23 protein-coding genes are annotated in these 23,931 nt (G+C 62.6%); 6 read left to right on the top strand and 17 right to left on the bottom strand.

Annotated elements, in window-relative coordinates; translation table 11 throughout:
* Positions 1-34: 34 nt before the first annotated feature.
* The 10 genes from OXT71_18050 to OXT71_18005 form a co-directional block, all read right to left on the bottom strand.
* On the bottom strand, positions 35-976 hold the full coding sequence (locus OXT71_18050; protein MDE2928295.1) for a 3-hydroxyacyl-CoA dehydrogenase family protein: 942 nt from the start codon (positions 974-976) through the stop codon (positions 35-37).
* A gap of 28 nt (positions 977-1,004) precedes the next feature.
* A complete protein-coding gene (locus tag OXT71_18045) occupies positions 1,005-2,348 on the bottom strand; it encodes a M64 family metallo-endopeptidase (GenBank protein ID MDE2928294.1) in 1,344 nt (447 codons plus the stop codon).
* A gap of 107 nt (positions 2,349-2,455) precedes the next feature.
* Positions 2,456-3,358, bottom strand: a complete 903-nt coding sequence (locus tag OXT71_18040) for a M23 family metallopeptidase (protein ID MDE2928293.1) — start codon at positions 3,356-3,358, stop codon at positions 2,456-2,458.
* A 147-nt stretch (positions 3,359-3,505) separates the two neighbouring features.
* Complete coding sequence (locus OXT71_18035; protein MDE2928292.1) at positions 3,506-4,708, bottom strand: hypothetical protein; 1,203 nt, start codon at positions 4,706-4,708, stop codon at positions 3,506-3,508.
* Positions 4,689-5,390, bottom strand: a complete 702-nt coding sequence (locus OXT71_18030) for an ABC transporter ATP-binding protein (GenBank protein MDE2928291.1) — start codon at positions 5,388-5,390, stop codon at positions 4,689-4,691. Before OXT71_18030 ends, OXT71_18035 begins: the two co-directional genes overlap by 20 nt.
* Before the next feature lie 2 nt (positions 5,391-5,392).
* Entirely contained in the window at positions 5,393-6,649 is a 1,257-nt protein-coding gene (locus tag OXT71_18025) for an ABC transporter permease (protein MDE2928290.1), read from the bottom strand.
* Positions 6,650-6,653: 4 nt separating this feature from the next.
* Positions 6,654-7,898 (bottom strand): ABC transporter permease, encoded by a 1,245-nt coding sequence (locus OXT71_18020; GenBank protein MDE2928289.1) that lies wholly within the window; start codon positions 7,896-7,898, stop codon positions 6,654-6,656.
* Positions 7,898-8,704: an outer membrane lipoprotein-sorting protein gene (locus tag OXT71_18015; protein MDE2928288.1), complete on the bottom strand. Its 807-nt coding sequence runs from the start codon at positions 8,702-8,704 to the stop codon at positions 7,898-7,900. The genes OXT71_18020 and OXT71_18015 overlap by 1 nt, the downstream gene beginning before the upstream one ends.
* Positions 8,705-8,717: 13 nt before the next feature.
* A complete protein-coding gene (locus OXT71_18010; protein MDE2928287.1) occupies positions 8,718-9,323 on the bottom strand; it encodes a hypothetical protein in 606 nt (201 codons plus the stop codon).
* A 14-nt stretch (positions 9,324-9,337) separates the two neighbouring features.
* A complete protein-coding gene (locus OXT71_18005) occupies positions 9,338-9,724 on the bottom strand; it encodes a DUF2203 domain-containing protein (protein MDE2928286.1) in 387 nt (128 codons plus the stop codon).
* Between the two features lie 141 nt (positions 9,725-9,865).
* Here OXT71_18005 and OXT71_18000 point away from each other — a divergent pair, with 141 nt between their 5' ends.
* Complete coding sequence (locus OXT71_18000) at positions 9,866-10,492, top strand: hypothetical protein (protein ID MDE2928285.1); 627 nt, start codon at positions 9,866-9,868, stop codon at positions 10,490-10,492.
* A gap of 82 nt (positions 10,493-10,574) precedes the next feature.
* Here the strand turns inward: OXT71_18000 and OXT71_17995 are convergent, their stop codons facing one another.
* The 5 genes from OXT71_17995 to OXT71_17975 form a co-directional block, all read right to left on the bottom strand.
* Positions 10,575-10,979 (bottom strand): type II toxin-antitoxin system VapC family toxin, encoded by a 405-nt coding sequence (locus tag OXT71_17995; protein MDE2928284.1) that lies wholly within the window; start codon positions 10,977-10,979, stop codon positions 10,575-10,577.
* Complete coding sequence (locus tag OXT71_17990; GenBank protein MDE2928283.1) at positions 10,979-11,221, bottom strand: type II toxin-antitoxin system prevent-host-death family antitoxin; 243 nt, start codon at positions 11,219-11,221, stop codon at positions 10,979-10,981. Before OXT71_17990 ends, OXT71_17995 begins: the two co-directional genes overlap by 1 nt.
* A 216-nt stretch (positions 11,222-11,437) precedes the next feature.
* Positions 11,438-12,337: an HNH endonuclease gene (locus OXT71_17985; protein MDE2928282.1), complete on the bottom strand. Its 900-nt coding sequence runs from the start codon at positions 12,335-12,337 to the stop codon at positions 11,438-11,440.
* 426 nt (positions 12,338-12,763) lie between these two features.
* Positions 12,764-13,096, bottom strand: a complete 333-nt coding sequence (locus tag OXT71_17980; protein MDE2928281.1) for a 4a-hydroxytetrahydrobiopterin dehydratase — start codon at positions 13,094-13,096, stop codon at positions 12,764-12,766.
* 158 nt (positions 13,097-13,254) lie between these two features.
* Positions 13,255-15,246: a radical SAM protein gene (locus tag OXT71_17975; GenBank protein MDE2928280.1), complete on the bottom strand. Its 1,992-nt coding sequence runs from the start codon at positions 15,244-15,246 to the stop codon at positions 13,255-13,257.
* A gap of 302 nt (positions 15,247-15,548) precedes the next feature.
* Here OXT71_17975 and OXT71_17970 point away from each other — a divergent pair, with 302 nt between their 5' ends.
* The 5 genes from OXT71_17970 to OXT71_17950 all read left to right on the top strand — a co-directional run bounded on the left by OXT71_17970 (position 15,549) and on the right by OXT71_17950 (position 19,855).
* Positions 15,549-16,148 (top strand): iron-sulfur cluster assembly accessory protein, encoded by a 600-nt coding sequence (locus tag OXT71_17970; GenBank protein MDE2928279.1) that lies wholly within the window; start codon positions 15,549-15,551, stop codon positions 16,146-16,148.
* Between the two features lie 236 nt (positions 16,149-16,384).
* Entirely contained in the window at positions 16,385-17,539 is a 1,155-nt protein-coding gene (locus OXT71_17965) for a transporter substrate-binding domain-containing protein (GenBank protein MDE2928278.1), read from the top strand.
* A gap of 153 nt (positions 17,540-17,692) precedes the next feature.
* Entirely contained in the window at positions 17,693-18,265 is a 573-nt protein-coding gene (locus OXT71_17960) for an FMN-binding protein (GenBank protein MDE2928277.1), read from the top strand.
* 5 nt (positions 18,266-18,270) lie between these two features.
* Positions 18,271-18,735 (top strand): hypothetical protein, encoded by a 465-nt coding sequence (locus tag OXT71_17955; protein ID MDE2928276.1) that lies wholly within the window; start codon positions 18,271-18,273, stop codon positions 18,733-18,735.
* Positions 18,736-18,754: 19 nt separating this feature from the next.
* Entirely contained in the window at positions 18,755-19,855 is a 1,101-nt protein-coding gene (locus OXT71_17950) for an FAD:protein FMN transferase (protein ID MDE2928275.1), read from the top strand.
* Here the strand turns inward: OXT71_17950 and OXT71_17945 are convergent.
* Both OXT71_17945 and OXT71_17940 read right to left on the bottom strand, forming a co-directional pair.
* The gene (locus OXT71_17945) at positions 19,788-22,001 is read right to left on the bottom strand and encodes a hypothetical protein (protein MDE2928274.1); all 2,214 of its coding nucleotides are present in this window, start codon (positions 21,999-22,001) and stop codon (positions 19,788-19,790) included. The genes OXT71_17950 and OXT71_17945 overlap by 68 nt on opposite strands.
* Before the next feature lie 31 nt (positions 22,002-22,032).
* Positions 22,033-23,874 carry a hypothetical protein gene (locus tag OXT71_17940; protein ID MDE2928273.1) on the bottom strand — a complete coding sequence of 614 codons (1,842 nt, stop codon included), beginning with the start codon at positions 23,872-23,874 and terminating at the stop codon, positions 22,033-22,035.
* Positions 23,875-23,931: the final 57 nt, after the last annotated feature.

The raw sequence follows: 23,931 nt of genomic DNA, 5'->3' as shown, positions 1-23,931 counted from the left end.
AGATTCACAACCGGCAGCGGCATTCGCCCCGGCTTCATTCGGACTTGATCCGGAGCAGCTTGAGCAGCCTCCGGTCCCGGTCATCGAGCACTTTCCCCGATTCGTCTCCGGCATAGTCGTAAAAACCGGCGCCGCTCTTGACGCCCAGCCGGCCCGACGCCACCAGCGTCTCCAGCAGCCGGAGGCCTCCCCGGGCCGCCGACAGGTGAGGGTTCAAGTTCCGGGTGACGATGTTGAAGACGTCCAGGCCGCCCAGATCTGCGATCTCCAGGGGACCCAGCAGCGCCCATCGCATTCCCAATCCGTCCTTCATCGCCACGTCGATCTCGGCGCTCGTCGCGACACCCTCTTGCACCAGGTGGACCGCCTCCCGAACCAGGGCGGCCTGGAGCCGGACGGTGACATATCCGGGAACCTCTTTCCGCACCACGATGGGCCTTCTTCCGATGCGGCGGGCCATGCCCATGACCAATTCGACGGTCCGGTCCGACGTGGCCTCTCCGGGGATGACTTCCACCAGTGGAATGAGGTGGGCCGGGTTCAGGAAATGGAGACCGGAAAAACGCTCCGGCCCCGACACGGCGGTTGCCAATCGGGAGATGCTCAACCACGAGGTGTTGGTGGTCAGGACGGCATCGGGACGGCAAATCTCAGCCAACGACCGGAACAGCCCGATCTTGGCGTCCATATCCTCGACGATGGTCTCGGCCACGAATTCGACGGAGGCCAGATCCGAGAGCTCCAGGGTGGAGTTCAGGCGGGCCCTGGACTCTCTGGATTCCTCCGCCGTCAGGGTCCCGGATTCCATGAGGATATTCTGGTTGCGGCGCACCCCGGCCAGACCCCGTTTAATGCCGGCCGCCGACCGGTTGTACCAGGTGACGTCAAAGCCCGCCTCGGCGAAGAGCTGGGCGATGCCCGTTCCCATGGTGCCCGCTCCCGCGACTCCGACTCTTCTGATCTGCTCCAATCGCATGTTCTCACCTCCGCCGGATCCCGGACCGTCACCTGACGTGAAAATCGATCATCTTCTCGATGGCTTCCCTGCAGACCGGGCAGAAATCGGGTTCATCGCGGCTGAACATGATGCAGGTCAGCGCGGGACGGTACAGCCCGGTGGGCGTGTAGCTGGCCCCTTCGAAAGCGCCCACGACGCGCCGCTGAGGGTCCCTTTCTTCAACCGTCGTTCCAGCGTCCGAATTCTCTCCATTGCTCCGGCTTCTGATCTCGTGTCCCTGCTTGTCCCAAGGAGTGGGAAGCGGCGTTCCCTCCTGCACCAGGTGGCCCCATTTGAGCCGGGCCGGATCCAGAAGGGCCGTGATGTTCGGCTCCCAAGGCTCCACGCCGGGCGCCACGAGGTCCAGGTAGGACACGGTCGAAGTGTAGTACTCGTCTCCGAGACCGGCGAAGAGATGTCCGAATTCATGCACGAGAAGGTGGGAGCTGTAGGGAGAATCCGCGGCCACCACCGCGTAGAGATTGAAGATTCCGCCTCCTCCATACTCCTCCTCATTGACCAGGATGACGACGAAATCGCTGGGAGCGGAGGCCGCCGCATCCCGCCAGGCCCGGTCGTCCGTGGTCAGGATGTAGCGCTTCAATCCGAGGGCACCGTAACTGGCCCCCAGAGGCGAATTTCTGGCGACGCCGGCGGCCGGCCGGGACACGCCTGCGGCCTGCGCCGGCGTAAAGAGGACTGTCACGTTGAAGTCGGTCCGGCGCGAAGCCAAGGGCTCGACCCGGAAGAGGGCCTCGGCAAGGCGCTCTGCGTCCCGCTTGAACTCGTCTTCTTCCGGATACCCGTCTCCCAGGAAAAGAAGGTCCACCTTCCGCGTCGAGGGACCGTTTCGCATCAGTGTCGTCGCGTCGCCGGGTCTGGTTGGAGAACGGTCGATCTCGTTGGCTCGGGGATCGATTAAAAGATCCCACACCGGCTGGAACACCTGTTGGTGGTCCCGCTTGTGGAGTTCCAACCGCACGGTTCGCCGCGGCTCCGGAAAGCAGACCGCTTCCGGAAACGTGCGCCAGATTTCCTGTCTGGCCTCTTCCGTCGTTTCCCACTCCCCGTAGATGCTGGAGAACCCTCTGGAGAACAGGACACGCCCGGATTCGGGATCGGTCAGCCGGAAGCGGTACTTGCCCAAGCCGGTCGAATCCAGCACGCGGCGCGGATTCCCGGCCCAGGGGCCTTCGACCCGGATTCGATCCAGGCTGAAACGCTCCTTCGTGGCCGTTCCGGTATGGAAGTAGTCGACCCGCATGAGGGCGCTCGTGAAATCCCGGAGGAAGGGGTCCTCCATTTCCGCGGCCGTCCAAGCCATGGCCGCCAGGGCGATCCAGATCGGCATTTGCTGCACCCTACCAGCCCGTGGCGAAGGTCGTCACGGGCATTCGATTCGGTCTGCAATCGGGTGGAGGGTGTGGCGGCCTTCGAGACCGTTCCTTCGCCCTGTCTTCAGCTCGCTTCAAAGCGGGCGAGGATTTCCATGAGAGACAGCGGGTCAACCCGGGCTTTCCGGAGTCGAACGGACCAGTGCAGGTGCGGACCCGTGACCCGGCCCGTGGACCCGACGTGACCGATGAGGTCTCCGCGTTCCACCAGGTCCCCCTTCTTGACCGTAAAGTCATCGAGATGGGCGAAATAGGAATACAGTCCCTGGCCGTGGTCCAGGATCACCGTGTTGCCCGCGTAGTAGAGATTCCGGGCCAGCACCGCCACTCCGGCGTTGGGACTCTTGACGGGAGTGCCCCTGGAGGCCCGAAAGTCGGTTCCGCTATGGGGGCTGCGAGGTTTGCCGTTGAGGATGCTCCGCTTGCCGAAACTGCTGTTGGCCCGCCCCGGAACGGGCCGGAGGAAAAACCCGGCCCAGTGGCGTTCGCTGCCCGCTTCGGCGAATATGCCGGAAACGAGCCGGCGTTCCCGCTTGATTCGAGCCAGGGACTTTTTCGGAGGCGTCACGAATTTTTCCGGCAGGTTGAGTCTGCGCGTCGGGAAATTCTTGTTCTTGACCGTGATGCGGTGATCCGCCCGGGCAAAAATACGGTCCTGCTCGTAGAGATCGAACCGGAGCAGATACCCACCCGGTTTCGTATCCAGATCGATTCCGACCAGTGCCCACCAGTTGGTCGGGACCTCTCCCAGGCCGGGGTCGAGAGGCAGTTTCTGCTGAAAGACCCGCAATGCCACGCGATCCACGGTAGGCGGAGCGGTCAGGGTGACCAGCATCACCTCACCCGGCTGGAAGGCCCTGGCGAGCGGCGTGATCCGGATCCCCTCGGGTGCGCCGTCCGTGGCCGGAGGCGGTTGTCCGAACAGTGGTACGGTCAGGAGGAGCAATAGGCAAGGAATGACTCGCATGGCTGTCCGGCAGATTACCACGCCAGTCTGATGCCAAAGGATTCAGCCGCAAGGGTTTGGCCCCAGTGTCTCCCGTTGCCGCGGGGACTCGTCGCGGGTTTTTTTCGTTTCGACTTGCCGGTTCCTCTTCCAGAGCTGGAGGCGCCGTCAGAAATATTGCTTGAAGCCGAAGAAAAGGGTCCTGGGAACCGCCCCGTACTCGGTTCCCGGCTGGCCGTCCACTCCAGGATTGGCGCCAAATCCGAACTGGCTTCCCACCAGAAATTCCGAGTCATTGCCGGTGGACCAGGTCAAAGAGGGGAGCCAGAGGAGAGAGCCGTCGCTCCCGTTAACGAGTGCGGTGGTGGAAAAAGTAAAGAGAGGGTGCAGGAGCATAGCCAGCGAAACCCCTCCGTAGAGCTGGCCCGTGCCGTTGACCTCGCCGCGAGAGATCCGGTCCGAGTCGAAATAGAGGGGATATTCTCCGGGCGCCCCGGTCCCATACCCATTGTAGGCGCCCTCCAGAATCAAGGTCAGGTAAGGCGTCAATTGTTGATCGACGCCCACCGACCCCCTCCAAAACGTCTCCCGGTTCCGCTCCGCGTCCGCGGCGTCTCCGGACCGTGTCCAGCTGACCTCGCCCCGCAGTCCGGTCCCGGCAACGTCGGAAGTCACGAAAAGACCGGCCACGTCGTCCCCGTGGAAACTCCCCCCCATGAACCCCACGTCCACTGCGCCGGCGTTCAGCCGAAGCTGGAACCCGGCGGCGGCGTCCTCTCCGGGATCGGGACCCAACGAGGCGGCCACCACCTCCAGCTCGGAGAACTGCCCCAGGCGCACTACGCCTCGGACGGCGTCGATGCCCGGCTTGTAGTCCCGGTCGAGGCGCTGGGGAGCGAAGGGAGCGAAGAGATCCAGGGCCGGCCAGAAGTAACTGACGCCCCAGGTGAGTGCCTGCCTCCCGACGATGACGTTCAGCGGGTCGAACTCCAGCTCCAGGTTCAGGCGGTCGAAAGCGGCCAGCAGGCGGCCCTCGGTCCGGTTCATGAGATGGCGCTCCATCGGCAGGTAGAGATTCGCCGAGGAATCGGCCAGATCGGCCGAAGCGGACAGCGGAGGAGACAGGAAATTCAGTATGGCGTGGGATTCCACGCGGGCGCGCCGCGTGAACTCGAAATTGGAGGTCAAACGGAATATGGCCAGCTCGGAATCACGCCTGGCCGTCGGCGCAAGCTTCTCTCTCAGGAAGAGATAGGACCGAATCGATCCGCCCCAGTCCAGGTCCTGGGCCTGGAGCACAGGCGTGGCCAGCATCCAGAACAGAGGAAGAAGCCTGGGCCAATGCCTCGGACTACCGCCGATCGTCGGCATCGACTTCCCCATCCACCAGGCGGATGGTCCGCCTGGCCCGTTCCATGACCCTGGGATCGTGGGTGGAGAAAATAAAGGTCGTCCCGTTTTCCCGATTGAGCCTCTCCATCAGATCCAGCAGGGAGAGGGCCGTGCGGCTGTCCAGGTTGGCCGTAGGCTCGTCGGCCAGAATCAAAGGCGGCTTCGCCACCACCGCCCGCGCCACCGCCACGCGCTGCTGTTGTCCGCCTGACAGCTGGTCCGGCTTTCGGTCTTCCAGTCCACCCAATCCCACCTCCTCCAGAATGGCCCGAACCTTCTCCCGGCGTTGACGCCGCGGCACTCCTCGAAGCAAGAGTATGAATTCGGCGTTTTCCTGCACCGTCAGCACCGGCAACAGATTGTTGGCCTGAAAGATGAATCCGACCCGCTCGAGCCGGAGCCGGGTCAGTTGCTTGCGGCTTCTCTCAGCCAGATCGATCCCCTGCAGGCGAATCCGGCCCCGGGTGGGATGGTCGATTCCACATGAGACGTTGAGCAGGGTGGTCTTGCCCGATCCGGAAGGACCGGCGACGGCCACCAGTTCACCCCGCCGGATGGTCAGGTCGACGTCTCGCAGGGCGTGAACCGTCTGCTCTCCTTGCAGGTAGACGCGCGAGACATTCTCGAGCCGAAGAAGGTCCGGTTCGCTCGAATGGGCCATATCTACATTCGTCCCAGCAACTGTACGCTGACCCGGCGCCCGGCTCGCCACGCCGGGACCAGAGCCAGAATCATGGTCAAGAACATGATGATCGATGCCGAGACGAGAAGGCGTTCGTTCGACAGCCGCGAGTAGAGTACCGGGTCCATCACCGCGCCGGCGGCGGACAGATCCCCTTCCCCATCGTAAAAGGCTTCCAGGGGCAGCCCGTGGGACTCCAGATACAGATGCGCGCCATAGCCGAGAGCCAGCCCCGCGGCCGTTGAAAACAGAGCCAACAGGACCGCTTCGGTGAACATCATGAGGAAACGCCCGGCAGGGGTTAATCCCAGCGCGTCCAGGAGCGCATATTCGCGCCTCCGTTCCAGCGCCGACATCATCAGTGTGTTCAGGACCACGAAGGCGATGAGGAGGAGAAAGATACCGTTGAACAGATAGTTTCCGGCGTTGTCCATGCGAATGAATTCGATGAGTTCCGGCATGGCTTCCGCCCAGTCCAGCACTTCGGCCGACGCGGGCAGATCCGTCCGGCCGCGCCGTGCCAGCGCATGGGCTCCTTCGACGTCTTCCATGAAGACAGCGACCTGATGGACCTGACCGGGCAACAGCAACAACTCCTGGGCGGCCTCCAACGGGATGATCACCAGTCGTTGGTCCAGTTCGTCCATTCCCGTCCGCAGGATTCCATGGACCCGCAGGAGACGGGACTGGAGCTCGGCGCTTCCCGAGGCCTGGGAAAGAACCACGAACTTCGAACCCAAGCCCACGCCGAGCTTCCTGGCAACACCGGCGCCGACGACAGCCTGGTCTCCTGTTTCGGAACTCAGGAACTCTCCCGCCACCAGCTTCTCGCCGTATTTGGAGGCCTCGCTCTCGGGCCCGGGTTGGGAGCCGATGACCCGGACCGCCGTTGAACCATCGGCAGAGGAGGCGAGCCCCGTGGAGAAGACTCGCTCCACCCGACTCTGAACCGAGCCATCGAAGCCCTCCTGTTCGATCCAGACTCGGACCTGGGACAGGGTTTCCGCTTCCAACGCCCGCTGAACGCCGCCGTGGTCGTGATAACCCTGGTGCTGGATCAGGACGTGGCCGGAACCCATGCGGACAGCGTTGTCGATCATCTGGAGATGGCTGCCGTCCCCCAGCCCGAATGTCACCAGCAGCAGCGCCAGTCCCAACGCCACCGTAGCCGCGGTCAAAACGGTCCGGCGCCGGTTGCGCCCCAGGTTTCTCCAGGCCAGCTTGAGAATGATCTTCACGCAGTCAGGCTTTCGACAGGTTTCTCATGGCCAGGACCGGATTCACGAACGCGGCCCGCAGAGCCGGGAGCAGTGATGCGGCGACGGTGGCCAGAAGCAGCCCCACGGCCGGCAACCAGACGGCGACCCAGGACCAGGCAACGGGAATCACCGGATCCATCCGGGTCTCCAGCAAGGAGATCTCGCCCATCCAGGATCTCAGGTCCAGTCCGGTGGAACTCAGATGCCACACCAGCAGGCTGCCCAGGACCAGGCCGGTGCCCAGACCCGCCACCGCCAGAGCGATGCTCTCGGAAACGACGGTGAGAACCACCGAGGCCGGCCGCATGCCCAGGGCCGACAGCATTCCCAGTTCCCGGACCCTCTCGAAGACCGACATGAGCATGGTGTTGAGGACGCCCAACGCTGCGAAGAGCCCCACCAGCCCGATCATGACGACGTAGCTGGCGGTCACCATGTCCAGGTAGTCGCTCAGGGTGGGAAGGAGGCTCCTCCAGCTCCGGGCCACGGCGCCCGGGGGAAGGATGTCCGAATCGTTCAGTCTCGTCGCAAACGCCTCCGCCTGTCCGGGATCGCGAAGCTTGATCGTGATTTCATGAATACGCTCCGGCGCCAGCGACAACAACTCTTGAAGGTCCGTCAAGTGAACCAGCATCAGTGACCGGTCCAGAAACGCCATGCCCGTGCGCAGCGTTCCCCGGTTCCGGTAGAGATCATTGCCGATGGTTCCATCGGCGGCCTGGGTGACCAGTGCGATCTCGGTTCCCGTTCCGGCCACCAGCTCCTGTTGAAGGTTCTCCCCCAGAAGAAGGCCCCGTCCCTGGAGATTCTTCGGGCTCCCCTGCCCCTGCAGCCCGCTGACCTTGGATTCCTGAACCGGATCGATCCCCACGATTGCCACTCCGGCTGAGGATTCACCCGTGGACGCCAGACCGGCGGCGTGAATCCGGGCTGTGGATGCGGCCACTTCGGGTTCGCGCCGCAGCCTCTCGGCGAGGGCCCGCCAATCGGTCCCCTCGCTGCCTCCCAACGTTTCGTAAAGGTCCCGGTCGGGCAGATACTCCGGGTGGTGGATCTGAACGTGCCCCACCAACAGATCGGTGCCGTTGTTGAGCATCTGGACCCGCATGCCCTCGGTGATGCTGACCAGGAACATCAGGACGGCATACCCCGAAGCCAGGCCGACGATGGTGATGAGGCTTCGCAGAGGATTCCTCCACAGATTCCTCCATCCCAGGAGAAACACCATTACCGTCTTGCCCGCAGATTGGAGAGGGAGAAGGTCTTTTCGGCAATGGGAACGTCGAAGGAGAGATCCTTGTAGATCATCTCGGTGGATTCCCCCGGTTTGTTTTCGGGGACGATGCTCATGCGCGTGGGAATCCGCCGCCCACCCATGACCGCATAGTCCGAAAAGCTCATGGTCCGTTTCAGAGCCTCGTCCTCGCCGTAGTACCGGGCCCAGACCGGCAACAGGTCAGCCTGCCGGACCCGGTAGACGATCCGGCCCCAGACCACCGGCGCCTCCGGTTTGGGGACGAGTTCGAACTCCCAGACCGGCACTCCCTCCTTCTCGCCCTCGAAGGAGATCCCGATGTCGTAGTCCCGGACCAGGCGGCTCTCCTTGACCAGGTCGTCGTTGGTGAGGTGGGACCCCATCCATGCGCCCATCATCATGGACGTGGGGACGCGGATGACCCGCTCGATCTTGGACAGGTAGTTCCACATGTTTGAACCCACCCTCAAGGTGGCGGTTCCGCGGTTCTTCCTGGGAGCCAGGATCCGAATCAGGGCCTTGTCGGTGCCCTCGGACCAGATCCGCAGAGTCATGCTGCGGTTCCACCTCCGGGTCGCCACCTTCATCTGGACCGTTCCCGTCGAGGACTCTCCGCGCAGCATCCGGTCGACCCGGTCCATGATCTCCCGGGCCCGATCCTGCAGGATCGACGGCGAGGCCTGGTTGGAAGACGGCTGGACGGGTTCCAGCCATGAACCGGCGATGAACAGAAAGAGAAGGATCCCCGGCAGTGACCGATTGCGCGTCGTGAGTCTCACGGCAGTGTCAGCTTCAACCGCCGGGACGGATGGTGTCCAGGAACGCCAGGAAGTCCTGGTGCCAGTTGTCGATGGTTTTCCGTGGTCCGGTGAGCTTGAAGAACCAGGGGCCCGACGCCGTCTGTGCGATGACGGCCAGCATCCGATAGCCCTTCTTGGGATCTCCCGGCCGCATCATGGGCCCCGATGAAGGACGGTAGGTGCCCGAGACGTCGACGAGCATCAGGCGGACTCCGTTCGCGGTCCGGGGGGCGACCTCGGCTTTTGACGGGCCGCCGCCGGTTTCGTCCGGACTGAACTGCCCCACCCAGCGATTGATGTTGGCCTCGATCGTGCCTCCCTGCCCCGGGAAGTGGAACACGACCAATTCGCCGTCTTCAGAGTCGCCGCCGGCGCGGGGAAGACGATACTGAGCTTTCCGCATCGATGAGGTCGGCGTTTCCTCGATCCATCCGTCGGGCGCCGTAAAGAGCAGGTCGCCGGCAGCACCCGCCGCCGATACCGTGCCGGAAGAAACCGCACCACCGGCGGCGGGCTCCTCCATGTTCCTGGAACAGTGAGTCGAGGCCAGGAAGAGGATCGTCCCGAATACCCCGAGAACACGCTTGATCTGTCTCATGTCACCCTCCGTTTTCAGTCCTCGGGAATCCGCTTGCGGCCCGCGAAGCCGGCGTCGATCTCATGCCAGTAGAAGATGTCTTCTTCGCCATGTTTCCAGCAAAGGTAGACCTCGCGCCCTTCCTTCATATGGGGAAAGTCGATGAGTCCCCGATCCACGCTCTTGACCAGGCAGCCCAGGCCCTGGAGCCGGGCGACGCACGATTGCAGTTGCAGGAGACGCTCCATGTAGGCCGTGCCTTCCGGGCTTCCCCGGTTGAGGTCGGCGCTCTTGGCCAGCTCCTGGACGGCTTCCTTGTAACGGGAAATCTCGCCGGACAGATTCATTCCGACCGACACCAGCTTCCTGACCAGGGGCAGTATTTTTCTGGCTTCGGCCAGAGTGAAGACTCGTTTCGCCACGAAGACAGTATAGCCCTTCTGAACGCCTTGAGCGCAGTTCGACGGGGGCGGGATTGGGTTCGGCGTCGAATTCTCAAGCAAGCCAAATCGACCTCACGATGGTATCTTTTCGGCGCGATCGGGAATCCGGAGATTCGCGGCATGAAATGCATTCTGTGCAACAGCAGGAAGGGAAAGCGCCACTGTCCGGCCAAGGGCACGCTCATTTGCGCCCCCTGTTGTGGCCGCCTCCGGGTGGTGGAGATCCCCTGTCCGGCCGACTGCGCCTATCTGACGTCGGGCCACGGCCATCAGGCCGGGAAAAAATATGTCGACCAGCTCCGCCAGGAGGAGGGCAGGGACCGCCGAATCCGACTCTACGAGAACATGCGCCGATACCGTCCGCTCATCGACGAGATCGAGAAGGAGGTCCTCCGCTACGGGCAGGGCCTGAGCAGTTTTCACGACCGGCATGTGCAGGAGGCGATCCGGCTGTTGCGGAAAACCTACCAGTCCGAGGAGCGGGGGGTGATCTACGAGCACAAGTCGGCCGACCCCATGGTCTCCGCGCTGATCCGCGCCGTTCAGGAGATGTTGGAGAAACTGCGGCAGGATCTCGAATTGAACCTCAGAGCGTCCGATATCCTGAATTGCATGGAGTGGGTGGAGTCGGAGGTCCGCTATCACCTGCGGCAACCTCCCGGCGGAGAGCCCTACCTGACCTTCATCCGCAAGAACCACCCCGAAATCACGCCGCCCTCATCGGACCAGAACCTGATCGTGCTCTGATCGAAATGACGCGCGCCCGCACCCGTCGGACAAACCTTCCACTCGATGTCCTGCACACGTCTGGACAAACCCGGAGCGGGGATCACTCACCGACCAGTTGAAGTCCCTCGGCGCGAACTGCATCAGCCAACGCACGGTCCAACGTGGCGACGGCGACGCTTGTGCGAACGGCAAGATCAAGGTATGACGCGTCGTAGGCGGTGAGCCGATGTCTCCGGGCGAGCGCCAGGAGCGCCCGTTCGTCCGCATCGTGGCGAACGCGGATCGGTAGTCGGGTGAGATCACTCAAGAAGGCGTCCGCGTCACCAGATTCGATGCGGCCGCGTCGCTCATTGACGATCAAGATGTTGCGAATCTCAATTGTCCAGAGAGCCGGCGCGATTGCCTCGTCGTCGAGCAAGCGTTCCATGGCGGCGTCCGCGACCGTCGCCTGCTCGTCGGCAAAGCACCAACATGCGGTGACCGACGCGTCGAGAACGAAAGGCATCAGGGTCTGCGCCCCTCATCGCGGGCGTCGAGCAGTTCCACAACGGGAATGGATGTTCGTCGCGCCCGTGCGGCTTTCATGCGCTCGATGATCGCGCGACGGTCCTCGATGGTATCTTCCATGCCGACAATTCGAGCGATCGGGACGCCCCGGCGCGTAATGGTGAATTGCTCGCCCTGTTCTACCTGACGAAGCAGCTCGGGTAACCGGGTCTTTGCCTCATAGGATCCGATGGTTTGCATGGAACCGGTCTCCGTCGGGAATGAATAGACCAGTCTATTCATTCGACTGGTCGGTGTCAACATCGTCATCAAATGTGACCCATTTTCGTACCAGCGAACGGCACTCGTGCGACTGGCCTCCAGTCGGGTCGGGGGTGAAGGGCTCACCCTGTCCGAGTCTCCCCTTGTGATTGCCAACCGCCAGCCGGCAGAGGACTTGGACTCGTAGTTCCCGCCTCAACCCAGTGGCGGCGGACGGAAGACCTCTCTCCGGTGCCAGTTCACGTACTCGGGGTCGGGATCCAGTCGCCGGTTCCGAGGGGGGCGGAGCGGCTTATCGTGGTAATCGAGAAACCACCGGATCGGATCGCTCTGGCCGTGGACTTCGCTGGAAATGAGCACCCTGTAGTTCGCGCCAATGGCTTCCAGACCGAACGCTCCCCTGTCCAATGCCTTATGGTGCAGCCCGCACAGCGCCAATCCATTTGCGACCTTGTCCGGACCGCCGGCGGCCACCCACATGATATGTGCCGCCTCCAGACCGATAAGGTCATCGCCGAGTCGGACGTCGAAGTTGCAGACGGCACAACGATACTCATACTCCCGGAGCACCTCGCGACGAAATGCCGGGTCGCGTCGGCGAGCCGGCGTCTCTCGAACTTTCCAAGGGTACGGAATGCCGGTGGCGACACGGATCTGGTCGTGCAACGACTCCGGGAAATGTGCGTCCAGGAGTCCCTGTGCGGCTTCTCGCGCAATTTCCGAGTCATTACGCAATAGTTCGTAGGCCCATTCCGGGAATCCGCCTTTGATGCCATGTTCCCGAAGCTCCCCGACCAGAAAGTCTCGACTCGCGGTGCGTGACAGGATCTCGCTTCCGGGGACCTCCCAAAGCTTATCGTTGCGTAGACGGTTGAATGGAAACTCCGGATGGAACGCCTTGCGAGGCGGGCCGAAACGTCGCAGCAACTCCTTCAGGCTGTTCTCGATCTGTGTGTAGGGAACGAGCCGTTCCCGCCCGTCGAGAACTCGCCCCAGCGCAAGCAGGAGCAGCAACGGCTTGTGGGGCGCGCGTATTCCCCGCCGCTTCCAGACGTATAGATTCTCGAAGAGATCCAGCAACCTCTTACGGGTCATGATGCGAACGGATGGCTATCTTGCGCCCAACACACCTTCACCTCGTTTGAGCGTCCGCGTTCGAAACCGTGGCCAGGATGTTGGGATCCTTGGGAGCCAACCTCCGAGGTCGACCGGTCGTCTGTCCCCACTTGATCGATCGCCCCAGGGCAGCCACAAGGGCTGCCCCTAAGGACGAAGAGAGGGGCGGCATTCATCAACGGGGCGGAGGCCGTAAGGACGCCCCTTGTGGGCGCCCGGATCGGGAATGCTCGGATGTCCGCTGTTGACCGTACGAAGGCCAGACATCGCGCGAGCGCCACCCCGGCCCTTCGATCGAAACTAAGTGGGACACATGGCCAGGGTCGCACATCCAAGTTGACGAGTTTCAGTACACCGGAATCAACGTGGGACCATCCGCCTCGACTCTCGACGATTCAAGTTGGCTCAACTGGGCGCCAGCCGGTCGATCTTGGCGGCCAGGACGAAGTCGCTCTCGGTGAGGCCGTTGATCTTGTGGGTCCAGAGGGTGATCTCCGCCTTTCCCCAGGCCAGATAGATGTCGGGGTGGTGGTCTTCCGCTTCGGCGACTTCTCCGACCTGGTTGACGAAGGCCAGCGCCTCGGCGAAATCGGGGAACCGAACCAGCTTGCGCAGGTGATGGTCCTCGACCACTTCCCATCCTTGCAACTGGTCCAGAAGGGGGGCGATCTCGTCAGCGGTCAGCGGCGGAACTCCGCCCCGGCAGGGGATGCATCTTTTTTCGGCGAGTTGGGTCACGATGAGGCCTCCTTGTCGGTGCGGCAACCTGTGCCGCGGACTGTCAACCGGCGGCGGACATCCATACCGGTTGCCAAACGCAAAAATGGAGGCTGGCGGCGAACCGCGAGCCTCCATTCGTGTCGATAACGGTCGGGACCGAACCGGCTGACGCCGGGTCAGCCGACATTCAAGGTCACCAGGTCGTTCTTCTTCTTTTTCTTGAGCACCATCTCCTCGTAGTACTCACGCACCGCGGCCTGCTCCCGAAGGGCCTTGCGCCTCGCCATTTTCTCGTCGCGGGCGGTCTGGGGTTTGTCGCCCCGGTCGCGGACGCGCGCTGCGTCGTCGGCGCGGATCTGCAAGGAGTGATCGTAGCTCTGCAGCGGCGCATCCTTGCCGCCGGCGAAGATCTGGTGACGGCCGTGCTCCTTGTACCACTGGGCGACGGTCGCGTTCTTGTGCATGTTCTCGATGATCTGACGCCACCCATGACCCGTGTTGTAGGCGCAGAATGAGATCTCTCCTTCCTGCGTGGCGTAGGGGATGATGCACATCTCGGTCCGGCGGAAATCGTAGTTGAACAGGTCCTGGAACCACATGCCGGCCACGAAGAGGAAATTCCAGGGATCGTCCCGCCGGTCCTTGCCCTGGCCGTAGTCCTTGCCGCTCAGTCCGAAGCTCTTGTCGAACTTCTTGAGGATGTCGAGCAGAGTGAGGCGGGACGGCGCCCTGAAGGGACTGTAGTTCTTGAGCAGGGCCAGGCCGATCATGAAATTCGAGAACTTGGTGCCGCGAGCCGCGTCGGTCACCTTCCGCATGTCGCTGACCAGGCCGGGGATGTTCAGGAACTGCGGAACCGGCGCCGCCTCCTTGGTCTCCTTGTCGATCATCATGGCGGTTCCCACGCCGCAATTGGGATGGCAACCGCAGCTGACCTGCCCCCAATCGGCGTTGGGGCCGTGGGCCACGTCGGCAAAATCGGCGAACGCGCCCATCAGGGAGAGGGGGAACCAATCCCGCGTGGGTTCGGTGTATCCCGTCTGGGACTTCACGTCCCGGGCCAGGTGAGAAAGCGTGTACCGCTGGCGCAGCCTCCGCTCGTCGGTGATGGCCTCGTCCCGGCCGGTGAAGGAGACGGGCTGGAAGGCGATGAAGGCCACCTTCTTGGGGTTGTCCATGGCGAAGCGGATAATGGGGCCAACCTGGTCGTTGTTCACGTCGTTGAGCAGCGTCGTGACCAGGATGATCTCGATCCCCGCCTTGTGGATGTTGTCGATGGCCTTGATCTTCACATCGAACAAGTTGCCGATGTGGCGGTGGCTGTTGGCGTCGTTGCCGATGCCGTCGAACTGCAGGTAGGTGTAGCGCAGTCCCGCCTCGTACGCCTTCTTGGAGAACTCCAGGCTCTTGGCGAACTCGATCCCGTTGGTGGCCGCCTGGACGCTGTTGTAGCCGATCTTGCGGGAGTACTTGATAGCTCGAAAGAAATGGGGCGACATGGTCGGCTCGCCCCCCGAGAACTGCACGGACATCTGCCTGCGGGGCTTGATCTGCAGCGAGTTGTCCAGAATCTCCTTGATCTCCTCCCACTCCAGCTCGTGGACATAGCCGACCTGGTTGGCGTCCATGAAGCAGGGATCGCACATCATGTTGCAGCGATTGGTGAGGTCGACCGTCAGGACGCTGCCCCGCCCGTGCTTGATGGTGCTGGACCCGTGGTTGTGGAGCGTGGCGTCATTGTGGGACCGGATATCCCGTCCCGGGAAGTTGGACTCGATCCAACTGAGAAACTTGGAGTCGATGGCCATGAGGTCCTCACACTTCCCGTGAATCGGACACTCCTTCACCATCCAGACCTGTCCGTCCCGCTCGATGATGGTGGCCTTGATCTCGCCCACCTTCTCGTCGATCAGGACGCGGTAGTCTTCCTGACCCTCGAGAATCTTCTCCCGGGCTTCGACCACGCACTTGGGGCAGAGAGAATCGGTCTTCCGCGGCCAACCCAGCGTGGGCTTCGTCTTCTCCCACGACTTGAGCAGAGGTTTGTCCGACCACTTGGGCGTGAACGACGGGTTAGGCCGGTAGTTGTTGAAGAATTGGATCGTGTCGAATGCGACCCCGGCCCCGAAGGACAGGGCCGAGTCGAAACACTTCCACGCTTTGTGCATACCGTTAGATCTTGGCATCGAGAATTTTCCTCCTAGTTCCGGGGGGCTGGACAGGAATCACCAGTCGAGCCTCCCGCCAAGCGTCATGAAGACGCGCTGCTGAACCCTTGCCGTTGACTATCCTGCGCCCAAGGCGGCATCGGGGTCAACCTGGCATTCGCGCCAGGCATGGCAAGATTCCTTTTTTTTCCCGAAAGTGATCCGTCTCCGCACGCGCCCCGGGCATTTGGAAGAAACCTTATTCTGAGTTAGAATCTGCGTTGCGGTTCCAACGACGCCGATTCAGCACAGGTCATAATTCGATGATTACATTTACCGACCAAGCCAAAGAACAGGTCTTGAACGTGATCCGGCAACAGCAGGGCAGGAAGCCGGGCCTTCGAATCCAGGCCACGACCAACGGCACGGCCGAATTCCAATACAGCATGCAGTTGATCACGGCCGACGAGCAGAGCCCTGAGGACATGGTCATCGACTCCGGAGAGTTCCCGGTGATTCTGGATCCCAGCAGCGCCGAGAATTTGAAAGGGGCTACGGTGGATTTCGAGGACAAGATCCTGAGGAGCGGCTTCAAGTTCCACAATCCCAACAAGCCGACGGTGCCCACGTTGGGCGAAGGACCGAGAGAGGACCTGACAGGACCGGCCATGGAGCGGGTCCAGAGACTGCTGGATACAGAAATCAATCCGGCCATTGCCGCTCACGGGGGACAGGTTCATCTGCTTGGAATTCGCAAAAGCAAGGTCTACCTCTCTTTCGGCGGGGGCTGCCACGGTTGCGGCATGGCGGACGTGACGCTGAAGGAAGGAATCGAGACCCGCATCAAGGAGGTGGTCCCCGAGATCCTGGAGGTCGTGGACACGACCGACCACACTACCGGGGAGAATCCCTACTATTCGTGAAAGACGTGAAATGGTGCGGGCAAAGACCCGCATTGCACGGAGGCCGCCGTCTGGAAGCCACGACGACGCACGGCGGCAAATGGGCACTCGGCGCCGGCGCCCGTGCCGAACACTCCGCCCGGTAACAAGGCGGCCATCCCCGTTGTCCGGGCCGATTGCCGCAAGTCGGTGATATCTGGTATAAATCCTGGTCTTTCGTAAATCCTGGTCTATTCTCACTTGAGGTTGGTTGAGCAATGAAGAGGAACCTGCTTCCCGTTTTTGGACTGCCCGCCGCGCTGCTGTTGCTGGCCGGTTGCGGAACTCCGAGCAGCCTGCTTTCCATCAAGAAGGACAAAGTCGTCCTGGTCGCCACGGTTCCCTTCGAGGCTCCGCTCCTCTACCAGACGGGAGGCGAGGGCCTGGTGGGTCCCGAAGCCGAGGTGGCTGCCAAGATCGTCGAAAAGGTGAATGCCTCCCTCACCGCGGAAGGGGAAACGCCCAACGTGGTCCTGCGCTGGATCATCAGGAGCTACGGATCCCTGCTTGCCGCCTTGGAGAACGAGGAGGCGCACGCGGTCATCGCGGTGTTCGGCGTCAACGAAGACCGCAAGCGCCGAGTCGATTTCTCCACCCCCGTCTACACCTCCAGTCTGGGTCTGGTCATCAATCCGGTCCGCAGGGACTTGAGGCCGGGCATTCTCTCCACCGCCAAGATCGGCGTGCGGGAGGACACCGAAGTTCAGAGGTGGGTCAAGAGGCAATTTTCCCAGTCGACCATCACTCCGTTCAAGACCTTGGACGACGCCGTTCTGGCGCTGCGCCGGGGAGAAGTGGATGGTCTGATCGCCGACCGGTACATGGCCGCATACGCCTTGGCCACGCTGCCGGGATCAAGCCACCTGGAGATTCTGCCGGAAGAGGTCGGACGCGTGGAGTGCGCCGTGGCGGTCCGGAAAGGCGATCCGGAGATGCTCAAGATCGTTGAAGAGGCCGTCGCCGAAGTCAAACGGGACAAGCTTTACGATAAGTGGCTGGCCGAACACGACGAGGACCGATTGGCGCAGGTCGTGGGCCGGCACGGCGAACGGATGAAGAAGGAGTTGGGACCGCGCAAGATTCGGATCCAGGTGTCCAAGGCCGCCAATTATGACTTCGACATCTATAAAATCGCCAACCTGACATTCCAATTGGTCGACCAGCAGTCAGGCAAATCTCACCGCTCGTCCAGGATCCGGTTCCGGCGGCGCGTGGGCAGTTGCCAGGCCGAGGCGCCTCCGGGTTCCTACGCGTTGAGGCTCGCCAAGTTCAAGTTCCCTCCGTTGGAATTGCAGATCGACAAGGACGACGGGGACGAGGTGAACGTGAGCATTCGCATCAGCGGTTCCGGGATCACCCTGCAGAAGAGCTGAAGAAGTTCGTTCGCGGGTTCGCCGCCGTCGCCGGGAGTTTCCTCACACATCTCACTCCCCTCCGGAAAAGCGAGCGAGCGGCTCCCTTTTCTTCTTGAAAATAAATTTCAACATCATTAAACTGCCGGCCCAGACTCGGCGAAATGGGACACGGTGTGGAAAACGGGAACGGAAGCCAAGCGGGTCCGGTACGGAATCCGGATGGTATGCCTCTGTTCGACTCTGGTCTTCACCGCCTCCTCGATGGGGGTGCTGAGCCGGGAGGAGGCGCTGGCGGCGGCCTATCCTTCTGCCCGGATCCGGTCAGAACGGGTTTTCCTCACCGAGCAACAGCGCCTTCGGGCAGCGGAACTGGCCAGGGTCAGCATCCCCAGTCCTTTGATCGCTCGGTATGTGGCATTCAAGGAAGACCGGGTCGTCGGCCGGGCGTACGTGGACACTCACGTGGTCCGAACCAAGAAGGAAAGCTTGTTGATCTGCCTTGACGAGTCGGGGAAATTGCAGCGAATCGAGGTGACGGCGTTTCTCGAGCCGCCCGAATACCTGGCATCGCCGGACTGGTACGCCCAGTACACGAGCCGGGAACTCAGCGACGAACTCTCCCTGAACCGGGCCATACGCCCCATCGTCGGAGCGACCCTGACCAGCTTGGCCGCCAACCAGGCCGTCCGCCGGATTTTGGCCATCGACCAGGTTCTGCGAAAGGAACCCCAGTCCGGAAAATAGATGATATGAGCCGCTGGGAAGCCTGGTCGTTTCACATCCTCTCCGTGGTCCTGTCCGCCACCGGAATTCTCCTCTTCATCATGAAATACCTGATGGAGAACCATGATCCGTTTCAACTGGTCAATCATCCATGGCAGGTCTTTACCCAGGACCTCCACATTCTGGCGGCTCCCTGCCTGGTCCTGATCCTGGGCATGATGTATGGGGGCCACATCACGGAAAAGTTGCGCAATCGCACCAAGAGCAACCGGCGCACGGGAATCCTGATCCTGGTCAGCTTTCCCCTGATGGTAATCTCGGGATACCTGCTGCAGGTTTTCACCAACCCCACCCTTTCCATTCTGGCCGTCGTCGTCCACTCGGCCAGCGGAGCGGTCTTCGCTCTGACCTACCTCTGGCACCAGTGGGTGACCTTCCGGCTCTGGCTTCGCCGTAGGCGGAGGCGCGAGATCAGGTCTCTTGCCGCCTGATTCGGGGCCAAAATCCCGGGTGCCGGCGGCTGTCCTTCAACGGCTCCTGGCCACGGCCTTCCTCTGCGGCGCTTCCTCCCTCCCGGCTCTGGCCGTTCCCGACCTGATTCCCGTGCGCCGGCAAGTGGTCGTGATGGGGACGCTCTGTACCCTGAACGTCTTTGCCTCGGACCGCGCTTCCGGAATCGATCGGTGCGAGGGCTACCTCCGTCTGCTGGAGGAGACGAACCGGCAACTCAGCACCTGGGAGACGGAGAGCGAACTCAGCCGCCTGAACCGTCATCCCATCGGCGTTCCCTACCCGGTCACTCCGTCGCTCTGCCGCCTCTACGGCGAGCTGATCCAATGGAATCAATGGACCGATTCCGCCTTCGATCCCGCCATCGGCGCCCTGGCCAATGCCTACCGGAGCCTGTCGACGGACCGGAGCGGTTTTCAAGAGAGGCTGGAGCGGGCCCGGCGATCCTCCGGGATGCGGCACCTGGAGTTCCGCCGAGACGACTGCAGCGTCGTGCGCCGCGCCGGGGTCCTGCTCGACCCGGGAGCGTTCGGCAAGGGTGAGGCTCTGGACCGGGTCCGGCGCCTGGCCGGGAGCCGGGGAGACCCACCCTGGTTGATCGACCTGGGAGGCCAGATCATGACCTGGGGCACCCCTCCCGGCCAGACGGGCTGGCAGGTGGAAATAGCCGATCCGCACCGTCGCAAGGAGGGGGCGCTTTCGGTGCGAGTCATCGGGGGAAGCCTGGCCACAAGCGGCGGGTCGGAACGGGACACCCGTGCGGGAGACCGGCGAGTGGCGCATATTCTGGATCCCAGGACCGGGACCGGCGCACCGTTTCAGGGCTCGGTGGCGGTTTGGCACCGCCGCGCCCTGGTTGCGGACATCCTGTCCACCGCCCTCTACGTCATGGGTCCGGAGTCGGGGCTGGCCTGGGCGGAAACGCGGGATCTGGCGGCCTGCTTTCTGGACCGGCCGCAGGTCGACGGAGAGAGGACGAAACTCCGGGTCCGGGCCACGCGGGCCTTTCGGCAGAGATTCTCCGAGATGAGGATCATGGAATCGCCAGCGTCAGCCGGCCGCTCCCCAGGTTCCCGACCGAGTCCACGACACGAACCGTGACCAGGTGTTCGCCTCGTTCCAGACCGTCGATTTTCAGCCGGTAGCTCTCCTCGGTCCCGTCGGCGATGCCATCCTCCGGGAAAATGAGGCGCCAGTTCCCTCCATCCACGGCGTATTCCAACTGGTGGATGGCGCTGGCCACAGTCCGCACCTCAACCTGAATCCGGGCCTCGGACCCCTCGATCCGGGGCGCTCCCCATTTTATTTCCGGAGCGGAGTTGGCCACGACGAACGGCTTGCTCATCAACTCGCTCTCCAGGGCCCGGTCCGCCGGATTGGAAGGGGAGTCGGAGACCGTGACCCGCACCACGTAAGTGCCGTCCGGCAAGCTCCTGCCGTCAAGGGTCCGGTAGTTTTCGGTGAGGTCCTTTTTCAGAAGCGTCCATCTGCGGTCGCCGGCGGTCCGGTAGTGGATGCTGTAAACCAGATCGTCGCCGTTGGGATCCTGAGCACTCCATGACAGGCTCTGTGCGCCGGGCAGGTACACCCTGCGCGGCGGAGTCTTGACCGCCGGGGACCCCAGACGCCGGATCTCCGGCGGCAAGGAACGCCGGTGGGCACCGCCGGGCCCCCCCGGTGACACCCCTCCTGCAGGATCGGTGGAAGCGTAGCGGACGAAGGCGGCGCCCGGGGGATGCACCGTAATCGACGAGAGCAGGGGCGCCATGTTGTGCTGGAGATAGCTGACGCTCACCAAATCCACGGCGTTGGTCTGCGAAACCACGGCCTCGGACCTGCCTTCGGCGGGAAACTCGAGTTTCCATTGAAGATACCGGGTGGGAGGACTCTCGATGCGGGTCCCGCTGGAGTCGGAATAGAGCGGACTCCATTTGCCCCAGGTATCGTCGGGGGTATCGGTGTTTCCGGTCCGGACCGACGCTTTCACCGCCGGTTCGACACCGTCGATCACCTCCCACTGGATGTTGCCCCAGGAGGCGACCATCCCGGCGTCAAAGACTCTGGACTCATAGACACCCTTCTCGGTGGGCTTGGTTTTCAACTCGAAGCCCTTGCCCAGATTGCTGGTGGCGGCAAAGAGCCTCCCGCGGCGTTCCAGCAGGCGCGTGACCTGTTCCTCTCCCGACTCCACCAGGAGGGTCACGAACCTTTTGGGGCTGACGGAGAATATTCGGCCCTTGTCGCCGGTGGCCACCAGCAGATTGCCATCGTTGCGGATCAGAAGATCGTACGCCAGGGCGCGGTCGGAACTGTAAAGCGTTTCTACGCCGCCGCTGCGGCCGATCCGGTAGATCTCCAGCCTCTTTCCCGAAGTCGTCCCCGATACCCGTACGGTGCGGCCTGAAGTCGCGGATGGAGCCGGCCTCGTCCCGGTCTTGGCGGTGGTCTTGGCCGTGCTTTCCGTCTTCAGGGATGCAGCCCGGGCGCCCCCCGACAAGGCTGCCGCAAATATGTTTCCGTACCGATCGACCGCGATCGATCTGACCTCCTCCAGCGGCGAGTCGTGGACCACGGTGGCCGCGCCGTCCGAGGAAAGGCGAAGGATCAAGGCTCGCGCAGACGTCCCGGCCAGGATATTCCTGTCCAGGTCCCAGGCCAGGCTCACGATGTGGGTGGTCGGACTGTCGTAGAACTTCCGTCCTTCCCCGTCGGAGCCGACCTTGTAGACGATGCCCCTGGAACCGGTCCCCACATAGACGTTGTCCCGCCGGTCGATGGCCAGCGACCAGATGTACTTCTCGTCGGGATCGAAGAAGACCTCGGCCTTTCCCGTCAAGTCCAGCCGGTAGACCTTGCCGTCGGGAGCGGTGCCGGCGTAGACACGCCCCGCTGAATCCAGCGCCATGGTGTAGACCCCCGGCTCGTCCAACTTGGCCCACTCCTTCGATTCCCCGTTGGCGGCGATCCGAAAGAGCTTGCCGTCGTTGCCGGTCCCGAGATAGACGTTGCCCAGCCCGTCGACGGCGGCGGAGTAGACGAACGGCTCTTCGGTATTCAGCAAAGTCTCCAGGGCGGGGGCGATGATGAGCCGGGCGTCGCTGGTGACGGAGACTCCCTGCAGCTTCCCCTTCAGGAATTCGTCGCGCGTTGCCGACACCCATTTGCGCGGCTGAACTCCCAATAGAGACTCGCCCCAAAAAAGGAGGCAAAGGAGCGGCAAGAACCGTTTGAACAGACGGAATTTCATGTGGGACTCACGAACTCGGGAGCAATGCGGGCTAACTCTTGACCTCCACCTGGATGACACGTTGGCCTTGGAGGACGTATTCGGTCGCCTGCAGCTCATGCTCCACGTAGACGGCCCGGTCCACTGCCCGCACGTCTCCTGAAGTCTTCCGAGAGGTATAGAGAGCCAGGAAGGAGGGGGGCAGATCGGAGAGTCTTTCCCCATCCACAACGGTGCTGGGGCGGTCTCGGAATAGCCGGACATAAAGCCGGTCGTTCTTCTTCAGGTTGTTGATGGCCCTTACCAGTTGGCGCACGTTCTCGGGTATGAATCGGCCCTGGCTCGACTCGGCGTCCGACTTGGCCAGAGACAGGCCGTCTCCGATCATGATCTTGAGGGGACCGGGAACGATGTCGTCGGGAATCTTGACGGGAAACTTCTCGACGATGGTCTCTCCATTGAACTTTCTGAGAAAGACCGTCAGGTTCACTTCTTCTCCGGGCCGGGCCTCCAGCTTGTCCTGCCAGACCTTCTCCAGAGTCGCCTCCCAGATCTTCTCCACCGCCTCGATCTCGATGCCGACGCGTTCCACTTTCAGTTGCTCGAACCCGCTGTTGAGCAGCAGGTGAGCCGGCGCCGCAGCCGCCACCGCCGCCGCGACGGGGTTGTTCGAAGGACGCGCGATGTTGTTCTCGAACACCACCTCGGGATGCTCGGCGATGCTGACGGTGCTCTTGATCCGCAAGGTCTGATCGCCGAGTCCCTTCTCCGACGAGATCAGGCTGCTGTAGACGGAGAAGGTGAGCAGGAAGGGGGTCAGAAAACTGTCCCGAATGGTCTCGTAGGCGTATTCGCGATCCTGGTTCCGGCTGGTCCTGACCTTGAGGTGAACCGGGATCAGGCGGGCCTCGCTCCCGCTCACTCCCATGATGCCGGTGGCCCGGTCCTGCTTGACGGCCCCCACCAGCCGGGTGGCAGCCGCGACTTTGTGGCTCGTATTCAACTGCGGAATGATCGTCAGGACGGCCGCCTGGTTCATGGGCATGTCGGTGTATCCCAGATTCAGGAAGGGATGGCCGAACGCATAGATCTTGTTCCCGCTGATATGGGTGACGGTTCCGCTGGCGCTGAGGCTGACGTCGCCGCGGGCCAACTCGACGCTGATGCTGGAACCCGGTTCCAATGGAGCCTGGGAGAAGTCGCTGGTCTTGCCGCCGCCGGCCCCTTGCACCGGCACCAGGCCCAAGCGGCGGAACGTCTCGCGAAAGGTGTCCACCGCCGTCGCCGAGAATCCGGATGTATTGACGGGAGTGGCGATGCGGGTCAGGCGAAAAGGTGAGACGCTGGCCAAACTTGGCAGTTCGGCCTCGAATTCCAGGGGCGCGAACGGGGGTAGATAGTCGGGAAGCTTCAGTTGCGCCGACTCCAGCAGTATGTCGGTCCGGGGCCGTTCGGGAGCGGGGGGCGCCCGAAGCCGGTGGATCTCCTTGAAGACATCGACGGTCTCCTGAATCGGAGTCACTCCCGCGATGGGTTCCTTGGCAAAGGGAAACGAGTAGGCGATGGCGCCGACCAGCTTGTCTTCGATGTAGACCGGGCTGCCGCTCATTCCGGCGAACACACCGGTCCGATCCAACTGGCCTCCCGAGACCCGCACCAGAATCAGGTTTCTTCTGGGCTCGAACTTTTCCAGGACGCCCAGAATCTCGACGTCGAACTTCTCGACCTTGTTGCCTTGGAAAACGGTCTTTCCGTAGCCCCTCTGGCCGGGCCTCACCTCCTCCAGAGGATAGAGATCAGTAGATTGTGCGCCGGCCGGGCCGGCCAGGAGAATCCCTGCCAGCAAGCTTTGCAGGATGGCCGCGCGGCCCCGTCCTCCGAATGATCCTTTCATCCCCATGGTCACGTCGAATCCGAGAGGCAGACACGCATGCGGGCGGACGCCGAAGGA

The organism is Acidobacteriota bacterium (assembly GCA_028874215.1).
In the GTDB taxonomy this organism is placed as follows: domain Bacteria; phylum Acidobacteriota; class UBA6911; order RPQK01; family JAJDTT01; genus JAJDTT01.
The sequence above is the reverse complement of the archived record's forward strand: the minus strand, read 5'-3'. Positions and strand labels throughout refer to the sequence as shown.

What these genes read in the sequence shown, in the direction of transcription:
- OXT71_17985 (MDE2928282.1), bottom strand. Translation starts at nt 12,337, where the DNA reads ATGACCCGTAAGAGGTTGCTGGATCTCTTCGAGAATCTATACGTCTGG.
- OXT71_17945 (MDE2928274.1), bottom strand. Translation starts at nt 22,001, where the DNA reads ATGAAATTCCGTCTGTTCAAACGGTTCTTGCCGCTCCTTTGCCTCCTT.
- OXT71_18020 (MDE2928289.1), bottom strand. Translation starts at nt 7,898, where the DNA reads ATGGTGTTTCTCCTGGGATGGAGGAATCTGTGGAGGAATCCTCTGCGA.
- OXT71_17965 (MDE2928278.1), top strand. Translation starts at nt 16,385, where the DNA reads ATGAAGAGGAACCTGCTTCCCGTTTTTGGACTGCCCGCCGCGCTGCTG.
- OXT71_17955 (MDE2928276.1), top strand. Translation starts at nt 18,271, where the DNA reads ATGAGCCGCTGGGAAGCCTGGTCGTTTCACATCCTCTCCGTGGTCCTG.
- OXT71_18045 (MDE2928294.1), bottom strand. Translation starts at nt 2,348, where the DNA reads ATGCCGATCTGGATCGCCCTGGCGGCCATGGCTTGGACGGCCGCGGAA.
- OXT71_17975 (MDE2928280.1), bottom strand. Translation starts at nt 15,246, where the DNA reads ATGCACAAAGCGTGGAAGTGTTTCGACTCGGCCCTGTCCTTCGGGGCC.
- OXT71_18030 (MDE2928291.1), bottom strand. Translation starts at nt 5,390, where the DNA reads ATGGCCCATTCGAGCGAACCGGACCTTCTTCGGCTCGAGAATGTCTCG.
- OXT71_17970 (MDE2928279.1), top strand. Translation starts at nt 15,549, where the DNA reads ATGATTACATTTACCGACCAAGCCAAAGAACAGGTCTTGAACGTGATC.
- OXT71_17990 (MDE2928283.1), bottom strand. Translation starts at nt 11,221, where the DNA reads ATGCAAACCATCGGATCCTATGAGGCAAAGACCCGGTTACCCGAGCTG.
- OXT71_17940 (MDE2928273.1), bottom strand. Translation starts at nt 23,874, where the DNA reads ATGAAAGGATCATTCGGAGGACGGGGCCGCGCGGCCATCCTGCAAAGC.
- OXT71_18040 (MDE2928293.1), bottom strand. Translation starts at nt 3,358, where the DNA reads ATGCGAGTCATTCCTTGCCTATTGCTCCTCCTGACCGTACCACTGTTC.
- OXT71_18050 (MDE2928295.1), bottom strand. Translation starts at nt 976, where the DNA reads ATGCGATTGGAGCAGATCAGAAGAGTCGGAGTCGCGGGAGCGGGCACC.
- OXT71_18035 (MDE2928292.1), bottom strand. Translation starts at nt 4,708, where the DNA reads ATGCCGACGATCGGCGGTAGTCCGAGGCATTGGCCCAGGCTTCTTCCT.
- OXT71_17995 (MDE2928284.1), bottom strand. Translation starts at nt 10,979, where the DNA reads ATGCCTTTCGTTCTCGACGCGTCGGTCACCGCATGTTGGTGCTTTGCC.
- OXT71_18000 (MDE2928285.1), top strand. Translation starts at nt 9,866, where the DNA reads ATGAAATGCATTCTGTGCAACAGCAGGAAGGGAAAGCGCCACTGTCCG.
- OXT71_18010 (MDE2928287.1), bottom strand. Translation starts at nt 9,323, where the DNA reads ATGAGACAGATCAAGCGTGTTCTCGGGGTATTCGGGACGATCCTCTTC.